Annotated in this window: 11 protein-coding genes; 2 read left to right on the top strand and 9 right to left on the bottom strand. The window is 60.1% G+C overall.

What is annotated here, in order from left to right; all coding sequences use genetic code 11:
* Window positions 1-70 precede the first annotated feature (70 nt).
* Genes ACMLHG_RS09990 through hflK form a run of 5 tightly spaced genes read right to left on the bottom strand, consistent with a single transcriptional unit; the run spans window position 71 to window position 7,492 of the window.
* Complete coding sequence (locus tag ACMLHG_RS09990; protein ID WP_417170393.1) at window positions 71-1,243, bottom strand: ATP-binding cassette domain-containing protein; 1,173 nt, start codon at window positions 1,241-1,243, stop codon at window positions 71-73.
* A 44-nt stretch (window positions 1,244-1,287) separates the two neighbouring features.
* Window positions 1,288-3,360, bottom strand: a complete 2,073-nt coding sequence (locus ACMLHG_RS09985) for a heavy metal translocating P-type ATPase (RefSeq protein WP_417170392.1) — start codon at window positions 3,358-3,360, stop codon at window positions 1,288-1,290.
* A 3-nt stretch (window positions 3,361-3,363) separates the two neighbouring features.
* A complete protein-coding gene (locus ACMLHG_RS09980) occupies window positions 3,364-4,515 on the bottom strand; it encodes an SPFH domain-containing protein (RefSeq protein ID WP_294436991.1) in 1,152 nt (383 codons plus the stop codon).
* A gap of 18 nt (window positions 4,516-4,533) precedes the next feature.
* Window positions 4,534-5,454, bottom strand: coding sequence for a protease modulator HflC (gene hflC, locus ACMLHG_RS09975; protein WP_294436990.1), 921 nt, complete (start codon window positions 5,452-5,454; stop codon window positions 4,534-4,536).
* Between the two features lie 49 nt (window positions 5,455-5,503).
* Window positions 5,504-7,492: a protease modulator HflK gene (gene hflK, locus ACMLHG_RS09970; RefSeq protein ID WP_417170391.1), complete on the bottom strand. Its 1,989-nt coding sequence runs from the start codon at window positions 7,490-7,492 to the stop codon at window positions 5,504-5,506.
* Between the two features lie 341 nt (window positions 7,493-7,833).
* Between hflK and ACMLHG_RS09965 the strand changes: the two genes are divergently transcribed.
* On the top strand, window positions 7,834-8,331 hold the full coding sequence (locus ACMLHG_RS09965; protein ID WP_294436987.1) for a division/cell wall cluster transcriptional repressor MraZ: 498 nt from the start codon (window positions 7,834-7,836) through the stop codon (window positions 8,329-8,331).
* A gap of 2 nt (window positions 8,332-8,333) precedes the next feature.
* A complete protein-coding gene (locus ACMLHG_RS09960; protein WP_294436985.1) occupies window positions 8,334-8,570 on the top strand; it encodes a hypothetical protein in 237 nt (78 codons plus the stop codon).
* 72 nt (window positions 8,571-8,642) lie between these two features.
* Here the strand turns inward: ACMLHG_RS09960 and ACMLHG_RS09955 are convergent, their stop codons facing one another.
* The 4 genes from ACMLHG_RS09955 to ACMLHG_RS09940 all read right to left on the bottom strand — a co-directional run bounded on the left by ACMLHG_RS09955 (window position 8,643) and on the right by ACMLHG_RS09940 (window position 11,586).
* Window positions 8,643-9,134 carry a peptidylprolyl isomerase gene (locus tag ACMLHG_RS09955; RefSeq protein ID WP_295811290.1) on the bottom strand — a complete coding sequence of 164 codons (492 nt, stop codon included), beginning with the start codon at window positions 9,132-9,134 and terminating at the stop codon, window positions 8,643-8,645.
* Window positions 9,135-9,151: 17 nt separating this feature from the next.
* Complete coding sequence (locus tag ACMLHG_RS09950) at window positions 9,152-10,114, bottom strand: glycosyltransferase family 2 protein (RefSeq protein ID WP_295811286.1); 963 nt, start codon at window positions 10,112-10,114, stop codon at window positions 9,152-9,154.
* Between the two features lies 1 nt (window position 10,115).
* The gene (gene rfbG, locus ACMLHG_RS09945; RefSeq protein ID WP_417170390.1) at window positions 10,116-11,204 is read right to left on the bottom strand and encodes a CDP-glucose 4,6-dehydratase; all 1,089 of its coding nucleotides are present in this window, start codon (window positions 11,202-11,204) and stop codon (window positions 10,116-10,118) included.
* Window positions 11,205-11,400: 196 nt separating this feature from the next.
* Complete coding sequence (locus ACMLHG_RS09940) at window positions 11,401-11,586, bottom strand: hypothetical protein (RefSeq protein ID WP_294436978.1); 186 nt, start codon at window positions 11,584-11,586, stop codon at window positions 11,401-11,403.
* Between the last annotated feature and the right edge of the window lie 85 nt (window positions 11,587-11,671).

The following is an 11,671-nucleotide window of genomic DNA, read 5'->3' as shown; positions in this document are numbered from 1 at the left end:
AAAAGCAGCTGGAAGATGTGCGACCGGATCGCGTTCCGGAACGTCAGCTTTACGATTGCCCAGAAAGCCTTCATTTACGGGTACCCAGAATGTCGTTGAGTTTCGCGTTGACCTCGTCCAGCTTCTTCTCTTCCACCGATTCCGCCGGCGGCGGAGGAGCAACCGGCTGCGGCTTCTCCCCTTCGGTCAGAACTTCCAGCTTTTCGGAGAGATCAGCCGCCTTCTCCGCGGGTTTCTCCGGCTCGGCCGACGGTTCCGGCGCAGGTTCCGGCGTCTTGACCTCCTGAATGAGCGTCTCCAGCACGGCGCTCGATTCGTCGCCTTTGGCCAGATACTCGGCGATCTTGCCGCCGCCGACCACACCGGCGGTCTCGACGCTGTCGGACTTCGCACGGGCGATCACATCGAGGAAGAATTCCTCCAGACTCCGGCGCGGATGATCGATCCGGAAATTTTCGCCGTCGAGGCTGGAACGCAACAGCTCCACCAGCCGCGCCATCGCCGCCGGCGGCAGGGCCGGCGTCGTAATGCGGTTCTCATCGGTCACCGTCAGGAGCTCGTTCAAACTCCCGGTCGCCCGGATTTTACCGCCGTAGAGAATGATGACACGGTCGCAGATGTCTTCAATATCGCTCAGAAGATGGCTGGTGATCACCACCGTCTTGCCGCGCTTCTTCAAGGCGAGAATCAGATCCTTGACCTCTTTGCAGCCGAGCGGGTCCAGTCCGCTGGTCGGCTCATCGAGAATCAGAAACGCCGGGTCGTTGATCATCGCCTGCGCCAGACCGATGCGGCGCGCCATGCCCTTGGAGAACTCGCCCACCCGGCGGCGGCGCGCATGGGCCAGCCCCACCATCTCCAGCAGCTGGTCGATCCGGTTTTTCCGGTCGGCCCGCGAGAGATTGAAGAGAGACCCGAAGAAATCCAACGTCTCCTCCGCGGTCAGGTACTTGTACAGATAGGAATCCTCCGGCAGATAACCGATCTCCCGCTTGGTCTCCACCGCGCGCGGCGACCGCCCCATCACCGAGAGCCGCCCGCCGGTCGGATAGAGCAGACCGAGCAGCATCTTCACGGTAGTGGATTTGCCGGAGCCGTTGGGGCCGAGCAGACCGACCACTTCGCCGGGATAGATTTCAAAATCGATATCGTTCACGGCCTTCGCTTTCGGCCGCCCCCAGAAGTCCCGGAACTCCTTGGTCAGCCCGACAGCACGGACGATCGGTTCACGTTGTTCAGCCATGGTAATTCAAAATCCTCGCTGCTTGATTTGCATGACGTTTCCGCCTAAAACTCCGGCTCGTCTCCGCCCTCTTCCAGCGTCAGCTCTTCGCCGATGCGCACCAGACGGGCACTGTTGAAGATGATGATGAGCGTACTGCCGGCGTGAAGCACCGCCGCCCAGATCGGCGTCATCCAGCCGAACACCGAAAGAACCATACCGCCGAAAACGAACAGCATTCCGAAGAGCAGGTTCTGATTGATGACCATCCGCGACTTGCGCGAGAGATAGACCAGCATCGGAATCCGGCGCAGGTCGTTCGTCATCAATGCCACCGACGCACTGTTGATCGCGATGTCGCTGCCGATGGCCCCCATCGCAATGCCGAGGTCGCCCGCCGCCAGCGCCGGGGCGTCGTTGACGCCGTCACCGACCACCGCAACCCGCGCGGTCTTCTTGATGTTCTCCACAAATTCCACCTTGCCTTCCGGCAGGCATTCGCTGCGGAACTCATCGATCTGCAGCTGCGATGCGACCGTTTCGGCCACCGACTGCCGGTCGCCGGTCACCATCGCGCAGAACCGCACGCCGAGACGGCGCAGGTCGGCAATCATCGCCGGCGCCTCCCGGCGGAGTTTATCGCGGAAACCGATCCAGCCGAGCACCACGCCGCCGCGGGAGACGTAAACCACACTCATCCCCTCGGTCTCGGAGCTGTCGTGCTCCGGAACCACCACGCCCATGTCGCGCATCCAGTTGGCGCGGCCGATCAGGCAGGGAACCCCTTCAATCTTAGCCGAAACACCCTTGCCCGGCGCCTCCTGAAACTCCTCGGCGGAACCGAGCTCCAGCCCGGCCTCCGCAGCCAGGTTCTGAATCGCCACCGCCGTCGGGTGGTTGCTATAACGCTCCGCAGAGCCCGCGATGCGCAGGAGTTCCGCCGGCGACACCTCGCCGAACGGATTCAATTTCACCACCGAAAGCAGTCCGTCGGTGAGCGTACCGGTTTTGTCGAAGACGAATGCCGTCAGCTTGGAGGCAAGCTCTAGGTGGCTGACGTTCTTGATGAAGATTCCGAGCCGGGCGGCCGCGGCAACCGCCGCCACGACCGCGGTCGGCGTCGCCAGAACCACCGCGCAGGGGCAGGCGATGACCATCAGCGTAATCACCCGGCTGATGTCACCGGTGACCCCCCAGGTGACGCAGGCGAGCATCAGCACCACCGGCGTATAGTACCCGGCATAGCGGTCGATGATGCGAACCACCGGCGTGCGGCTCGCTTCCGCCTGGAGAATCATATCCTTGACCTTGCCGAGCGTGGTATCTTCGCCCACCTTGGTCACCTCCAGATCGACCAGACCGGTCAGGTTCTGAGTACCGGCGAAAACGTCACTGCCGACCCCTTTGTCCACCGGAAGGGATTCCCCGGTGATCGACGCCTGATTGACCGTGCTTTCCCCGGCGATAATGCGCGCATCCACCGGGAAGTTTTCACCGGGACGCACCCGGATGCGGTCGCCGATCGCCAGGTCGGTCACCTGTACTTCGATCTCCTGATCGCCGTCCAGCCGGCGGGCGGTGTTCGGCGTGAGCTTGATCAGCTCCTCGATCGACCGCTGTGCACCGCTGGCGGTCCGCGTCTCAATAATGATGGTCAACAGCAGGAAGAAGGCGATGATGCCCGCCGTCTGAAAGTCGGCGCTTGCCAGCGCGGCGAGAATCGCCAGCGCGACCAGTTCATTCATGTACACCTTGCCGTTGATCAAATCCTTGATCGCCGTGATGATGATCGGCAGCGCCAGGATGAAAGCGCCAAAAAGCGCGCTCATGCTCGCCGCATACTGCTGCCCGGGCAACAGCCACTCCAGCAGGAAGGAGTTGACCGTCAGCAGACCGCCGAGCAGCGCGAAGAAGATGCGCCCCATCGCCCGGTCGTGCCCGACCCCGTCGGAAACCGCATCATGGCCGCAGGGGCAAAAGCCCTTCTTCTCCTCGTGATCGTGATCATGATCGTGACAGCAGCAGGCGGCGGAATGGGCCTTCTCCGCCTCATGAGCATGATCGTGACCGCAGCAACAGGTTTCGCCGGAAACCGCCCCGGCAGCGTTCTTATCTTTCATATCGAGCTCTTCCGCCATGATTTACTTCTCCTCTCCTTTCGCCTCGGCTTTGGTCCGCGGCTCGGGATTCAGTTTCAGCCAGAGCTGTTTGCGGCCCTTGCCGGAACTGTTGGTGCCCAGAATGAACTTGCTCTCCTGCGCCTGTGACTGCAACACTTCAGAAAGCGTGCTCGTGTAGAGCGCCATCAGCACGGTCTCCGGACTGGAGGCATATTCCTTGTTGATGCTGGTGAAGTACGCGCTCTCCGCTTTCACCTCGGCCACCACCGACGTCCGATAGGTTTCGGCCTGCGCCAGGATCTCCGCCTGCTGCGCCAGAACCTTGTTCTTCGTCTCAACCTCGTATTCGTTGGCCTTGTTGATCAAAGTGGACTGCGTGTTGCTCGCGGCGGCAACCTCGTCGAACGCCGCTTTGGTCTTCGACGGCGGGAACACCCGGTTCAGCGTGACGTTCTCCACCTCGATGCCGCAATCGGCTTCCTGCACCAGCCGGGAGAAGATACGGCGCACCTCGTCGCTGTACTGCCCCTGTTTCGAATAGAGAATTTCATCGACCTTGAGACCGGCCGTCACCCGGATCACCGCCTGCCGGAACAGATTCCGGATCAGCGTCTGCGGACCGCGCGTGCCGCTGAATCCGCTCGCATCGGTCACCACTTCGTCCGGCATCACCCGGCCGTTGTCCACCGGATGCAGCGGCGTGCTCAGCATCTCGTAATATTTCGCCGGATTGGTCACCTGATACCCGATCGACCAGGCGGCGTGAATGATGTTGGCGTCTCCGGTCAGCAGATAGGAGTCGCGCCCGGGCTCCAGCGACTTCTGCGCCCCCTCGCCCGGCATCTCCGCCGCGATGAAATTCACATCCATGAACTGCTGATTGGTCTGAATCCGGATGAACTGATGCACCGGATACGGCAGGAACCAGTGCCCGCCGGAGGTGAAGGTCTCCGGAAGCATCTTCCCGAATTTCAACACAATCACCGCCCGCTGCGGCTCCACGGCGAAATATCCGCCGCCGGTGAAGAAGTAGACCAGCATGGCGATGATGACCACCAGCAGGAAAACGAACGCCCACTGAAGACTTTTGACCAGCGATTTCAATCCGGCTTCATACTGCCCGGAGCGGTCAAAATCGCCCCGGATGACGCCTTTGGGTTCTTTTGCTTCCATAATCCGCGCTTCCTCCGGTTATTTCGCAACCGGCCCGAGAACCTCGGCACCCGGCTTGAAGAGATCGAACGGAGCGACATTGGTGTCAAGCACCAGCGTGGTCCGCCCCTTCATGATCTGACGGAGCGAATCGAGCTTGCGCAGGAATTCCGCAAGTTCCGGATTCTCCTTGAAAACAGCGTAGTATTTCGCGGCCTCGGCGTCGCCCTGCGCCCGGATCTCCTTGGCCTGCGCCTCCGCGTTGGCCAGCGTGATCGCCTTCTCGCGGTCGGCATCGATCCGGATCTTCTCCGCCCGGCTGTTGCCCTGCGCCAGGAACTGAGCCGCGGCGCGCTGACGCTCCTGAATCATCCGGTCGAACACCTTTTCGCTGATCGCCTTGGGCACGTTGATCGTGTTGATGCCGACGCTGACGATCTCCAGCCCGTACGGCTTGCTGATCTGTACGAGATTCTTCTTGATTTCCTCCTGGATCTCGTTCAGTTTCATCAGCTTCGGATCGGTGTTCACCACCTGGCTGAACTTGTAGCGGCCGAACGCGGCATTCTTGTAGCCGCGCATCCAGGAGTTGAGCTGATCCTCCGCCTTGGTCATGTTCTCCAGCGTGATGAAGAACTGCTTGACATCCTGAATCCGGAAGTTCACATAGATGCCGACGAGAATATTCTGGCCGTCGGCGGTCATCGTCTCCTCCAGCTTCCCCGCACCGCCTTCAAAGCAGCGGATCCGGTGGTCGAAGCGGTAGATGCGCTGGAACGGGAACGGCCAGCGGAAGTGCAACCCCGGCTCCGTCACCTCCGTGGGGCGCCCGAAGGTCGTTACAACCGCACTCTCCGTCTGGTTGAGCTGGTAGGAGAATACCGCCACCAGAAGAATCGCCGCCACCACGAGACCGAGCAGCATCGTCGGCCAATGTTTGAAAAAGTTACCCGTCGCCATAAGTTTGAAACCTCCAGAGTTTTTTATGTGAATTGCCTTTGAATTACACTTACTTGATTGCCGTAATGTCGGTGTCGATCAGATCGAGACGCTCCTTCTGTTCGAAGTTCAGCTCGTAAATCTCGTCGCTCAACCCGGAGGCGACGATGAACTTGCGGATTCCCTGGCACTCCTTTTCCAGGAAGTCAAGGTAGGTTTTGAGCTTGAACATCGCCGGCATCACCCGGTAGGTGGAGAGCTGGGTGGTGAACCGGCTGCTCTCCGCGGCGGAAACCGTCTTGATCATATGGCTGTAGGATTCGGCTTCCACCTTGATCCGCAGCGCCTTGGATTCCGCTTCGGGAACCGTTTTGACCGCGTAGGTTTCCGCTTCGAGAATTTTTGTCTCCATCTCCTCCATCGCGCCGATCACGTTCTGGTAGGCCGGAGCGACCTTCTCCACCGGCGGATGCGAGTCGAGAATCGTCACCGCGACAATGTCGATGCCGAGCGAATGCTGGTCGGCAAGTTTCTGAATCCGTTCCTTCATCTCCTTCTCCGTCTGGAGCCGATGGGTGGACATGACCTCCATCATCGAGGAGCTGGCCAGGTACTCCGTCGCCGCCTGCTCGCCGATCCGCTTGAGCGTGGTCACCGGGTCCGCGTTGCGGTAGGCGTAGTCCATCACCCCGTCGCGCCGGATGCGGTAGTCAATCGGAATCACCATCCGGACAAACGAGATCGATGCGCCGTCCGCCTCGGAAACCGCCTTGCCGTCCTCCGGCGGAACCGCCACGATGAAATTGTTATCGTCGCTGCCGTGCGCAGTGGTCCAGAGCACCACCTGGCTGAGCCCGGTCTTCTTGGTCGGTTTCGGCGCGGAGTGGCCGTGACCGTCGTCGGCCGGCGCAGCGGCCTCCTCGTCCTTGTCATGGAGTTCACCGATCACCACCTGCTGCAAGTCAGTGCAACTGAAACGTTTCACGGTTCCGAACGGCCACGGGAGAGTCCAGTAGATGCCCGGCTCCAGCAACTGCTCGCTGGTGACTTTGCCGAGGTTCTCCTTGACGCCGACTTCGCTCGGCCCGATCTCGTGGATCATGGTGAAGCCCCACAGAATCGCCGCCCACACGATGATCAGCGGGAAAAACGACCGCTCCATGAAGCTGTACAGCCAGGTGCCGGAAACCTTGAACCCGAACTGGTAATCCAGCGCGGAAGCAATGTTGCGCATCACGCCGCCCGGCTCGGTGAAGAGCGCCAGCAGGCGGCTTTCGAAGATCGGCCGGGATTCCCGCATCGTCCGCGGCCGGTAGAACTCGATGATGAAATTGGTGACGAACTCCACCCCCAGCACGGCGAAGATCCAGAAGATCACCTGAGCCGCATAGCCGTCGACTTCGAGATGGTTGTTGTGTGCGAAAAGCGCCGTGATCGTCGAAACGAACATCACCGCGAATCCGGTCACCAGCCAGGCGCCAACCGGCCGGAGCCAACGGAACGAGCGGCCGCGCGACTGTCCGACGAAAAAGGCGCCGGAAAAGACACTCAACAGCATCATGATCGCGGAAAGCAACGCCGCGTTAAGCGCGTTGCCGGAAGGGGTTCCGGTAACAACCTCCTCAGCCCGCTCCGCCCAGCTGCGCGAGAAATAGATCAGAAAAATCGCCATCATGGCCGCGCCGAGCAGCGCCAGCACATACGGAGCAAAACGCCGGTAGTTCTCAAACGAACGGCCGGCGGTGAAACGGACATCCTCCTCGACATCCAGAGCGCTGACATCGCGCCGTTTTTCCAGCAGCTGTTTCTCCTCCTCCTCCTGCGCCGCCGACGTGCGGAGCACACCGAACACCAGCGAGGAAAGCGAAAAGAGCAACGCCATGGAGAAGGGAATCACCGCCAGGCTGAACACGTCCGCGCCTCCGGCCTCGCCCCGCACCATGCCGAGGACAATTGTAAGGATCAGCAACAGAAGCGATGCGATGCCGCCGAAGACCGACAGCCTCGTCGTCAGTCTGGAGTTGTCGATTGCCGCTCTGATGTCATTGTTGGTTGCCACTCTTTCACCTCTATGATTGTATTTTCATGAATCAGAAATTCAATAACACATACACGAAAAGACGGAGGATTGCTGTTTTCGCAGACACATTTTCCCCGAATCATTACATATTAATACACCAAATTATTCAAATAACAAGCCCCGATCCAGCAACTTTGCCTTTTTTTCCGGAGGATAAACCCATTTTTCTGCCATCCCTCCTGTCAGGGAACATTTCTGTTTCCTTTTTACCCACAGCCGCCAGACATGAAAAAATAATGAAAAACGCTTGATTTTGGAAAAAAATGGAATATATTGGAAATAAACGGATTTTCCGGATACTCGACCGAACTTACTGGAGAATGATGCTTGCTTTCTGCGGACAGGATCGCTGTCTGGTCGACAGCAACGGGCGAATCCGGCTGGCCCAGCATTTTGTCGATGATTTTCTCCGCCGCTGCAGCGGAGAGGTGGTTATGCACGGCCTGCCGGAGGGCGCGATTGCACTCTATCCGGAAGAGGTGTATGCGGAAATGCGGCGGCAGGAACTCCAGGCGGTCGGGGAGATTGCGTCCAGTTTCGTGATGCGCCGTTCCCTCCGGCGTTTCGGCGCCCTGACCCAGCCGGAAACGATCAGCCGGCAGGGGCGGATCACTCTGCCGGTGCAGTTCCGGGAGTTTGCCGGCCTCGCCCCCGGCCGGGAAGCGTGTGTCATCGGCGTCGAAGTCGGCGTGGAAATCTGGTCGGTCGAGCGCTACCTCGCGGAGATGGCCGCGATCGACGAACATTTACAGAAGAAACGGCAGCAGGAGATGCTGGCCGATCTGCAGCAGAATTTCAACCATCAACCGGAGAAATGAACATGAAAATCAACCGCGACCGTCTGCGCCGGCTGGCGCTCTTTTCCATCCTCGCGCTGTTCACCCTGCTGCTCATCGGTTCGGAACACCGGTGCGACCCGGCACCGGCTCCGTCGGCCTCCGCCCGGCTCGCCGCGGAACTGCGCCGGGAGATTCCCTCCGCCGACCGGGCCGCCTGGGACCGCGTCGCCGCCGACAATCCGCTCTGGCTGATTCAGGTAAGCTCCCTCTGCGAGTAACGACTTCCTTTCAAAAAAAGCGCGTTCCGCCGGCTTCCCGGCAGGACGCGCATTTTTCATCGGGAGCTCCCGTCAGTCGCGGACCGCGTCGAGGATCACCACCTCTTCCTGCGGCACATCGCGGTGCATCCCCCGCACTCCGGTCTTCACTTTGGCGATCTTGTCGACCACATCCATCCCCTCGACCACCCGGCCGAAAACGCAGTAGCCGTAGTGCTGCGGCGTCGGCGCCCGGAAGTTGAGAAAATCGTTGTCCACCAGATTGATGAAAAACTGGCTGGTCGCGGAATCCACCACGTTGGTGCGGGCCATTGCGATCGTGCCGCGCCGGTTGGGAAGCTGGTTGGCCGCCTCGTTCTTCACCGGCGGATTGGTCGCCTTCTGACGGAAGTCGCGGTCCATGCCGCCGCCCTGAATCATGAAGCCCGGAATGACCCGGTGAAACAGCGTGTCCCGGTAGAACCCGGAATCCACATAGGCGAGGAAGTTCTTCACCGTCTCCGGCGCCTCCTTCTCGAACAGTTCAATCCGGATGTCGCCACAGCTGGTCTTCAATGTCACCATTTCAAAGTTTCTCCTTGCTATTTGTCTTGAGCAGTCTGCTCCTTCTCGTCGTCAAAATTGATCTTCTCCTCCTCGATCGCCAGCGGACGGTTCTTCACCTGCGTCCAGATCGCCCCGATGTACTCGCCGATGACGCCGATGAAAATCAGCTGAACTGCGGAAAAGAAAAACAGTCCGATCACCAGCGGCGCCAGTCCCAGCTGAAAGGTATCCCAGTAGAGCAGTTTGTAGACGAGGTATCCGGCGGCGGTCAGCAGGCTCAGAAACGCCAGAATCAATCCGGAAAAGGCCGCCAGCCGGAGCGGCAGCTTCGTGTGATTGACGAATCCGGTCATCGCCATGTCGTAGAGGGTGAAAAAATTATTCTTCGTGCGCCCGTGCTTCCGCCTCTCCTGCACGTACGGAACCTCAATGCGCCGGAAGCCGATTTCGCTCACCAGCCCCCGGAAATAGGGATACGGCTCATGGTAGCGACGCAACGCCTCGATGAACCGGCGGTCGTACAGACCGAACCCGGTGAAATTGTGCAGCTGCGGCAGTTCGGAAAAGAGATCCAGCAGCCAGTAATAGAAACAGCGGATGCGGAACATCACCGGATTCTCCCGGCTCTGCGGCTTGACGGCGCAGACCACCCGGTACCCCTCCTCCCAGCGGTGCACCAGCTCCGGAATCAGCTCCGGCGGCTCCTGCAGATCCGAACAGATCATCACCGCCGCATCCCCGTCCGCCTGCAACAGCGCGTTGTAGGGCGAACGGATGTGCCCGTAGTTTCCGGCATTGAGAATCACTTTGATCCGGTGATCCTCCGCGGCGAGACGGCGCAGGAGATCCCGGCTGCCGTCGGAGGAGCAGTTGTCCGCAATGATCATGTCGAACTCATACTCCGGAAGTTTTTCAAACGCCTCCCGTACCCGGCGGCAGAACTCCTCGAGGTTCTCCACCTCGTTGAAACAACTGCTTACAACGGTGATCTTTTTCACGTCAGTTCATCCACTCCATATCCGCGGCGGCGGCGCTGTCGAAATAGGCGTCGAAATCCGCATCGGTATTGATCTTGTGTTCCAGATAAAAATCCCGGTACCACTCCGCCGTCCGGCGGAACGCTGTCTCCGGCTCCCACACGCCGTGCCAGTGCAGCAGGCTCTGCGCCTTCGAGCAGTCGAGGCGCAACAGCCTGGCCTCATGCGGCGCATCCGGATCTCCGGCCGCGCGGAAGCGGACCTCCGGCCAGCTGCGCTGCAGTGCCGCGGCCGCCTCCTTCACCGTGCCCGCCGCCGTCGGCGCCGGGCCGAAATTCCAGGCGTCGGCAAACTCCGTTTTCCCTTCGTACAGCTTCCCGGCAAGCTGCAGATACCCGCTGAGCGGCTCCAGCACATGCTGCCAGGGGCGGACCGCATCCGGATTGCGCAGAGCCTCTTCCCGGTGCGCCGCCGCCGAGCGCATCAGATCCGGCACCAGCCGGTCGGCGGCCCAGTCGCCGCCGCCGATCACATTCCCGGCCCGGGCACTGGCGACGAGCGTCGAATGCTTTTTCCCGAATGTTTCCGGCGCGAAAAAACTGCGCCGGTAGGCGGCCGTCACCAGCTCGGCACACCCCTTGGACGCGCTGTAGGGATCGAATCCGCCCATGGCGTCATTCTCCCGGTAGCCCCAGACCCATTCCCGGTTTTCGTAGCACTTGTCGCTGGTGACGATGACGACGGCACGGACCGAGGAGGTCTCCCGGCAGGCCTCCAGCACGTTGACCGTCCCCATCACATTGGTCGCAAACGTGAGCGCCGGCTCCTCGTAGGAAGGGCGCACCAGCGCCTGCGCCGCCAGATGGAAGACGATCTCCGGACGAAAATCGGCAAAAATCGACCGAACCTCCCCGCTCTCCCTCACGTTGGACCATTCGGACTCCAGATCGAGATCCAGCAGCGAGTAGTGGTTGGGTTCGTACCCCGGGCGCAGGGAGATGCCGCAGACCCGGGCGCCGAGCCGCAACAACCATGCGGCCAGCCAGCTTCCCTTGAATCCGGAGTGTCCGGTCACCAGCACCCGGCGCCCTTCGTAAATTCCACGGAACATTCCCGCCACCTCCTCAAAAATTCACCATCGACTCTGTTTCGGAATAACATAACGGCAACTGCGCTGAATTCAACCCCCGAAACCAAAAATTCCCGGCTCCATTTTCAAAACAGCCCCACCGTTCCCCCGCATCAACAAAAAAGCCCGATCCTCTGCAACAGAGGACCGGGCTGACGATCTCTTCTCGAAGGAAGACTTACTTCATCTGGGCCTTCGCCTTCTCCCAGACATCCTTGCCGACAAACGCGGTCAGGCTGCGGCCATCGGCGGTCTGGCCCTTGAATGCATAACGAGTCCGGCTGGCATCACCGTAGGTCACACAAGCGGTAATCTTGGTGTTGACTTTCGCTTTGGCCTTGACGTCGTAGAAGTCGTGGTTCATGGTCATTGTCTCCCTTCGATTGATGTTGGACGTTGCAACTGGAACTAATTATACCCATAAATAAAAAATTCTCAAGCGTTTCTTC

It is taken from the genome of Victivallis sp. (assembly GCF_048170485.1).
In the GTDB taxonomy this organism is placed as follows: Bacteria; Verrucomicrobiota; Lentisphaeria; order Victivallales; family Victivallaceae; genus Victivallis.
This window is presented reverse-complemented; position numbering and strand designations above follow the sequence as displayed.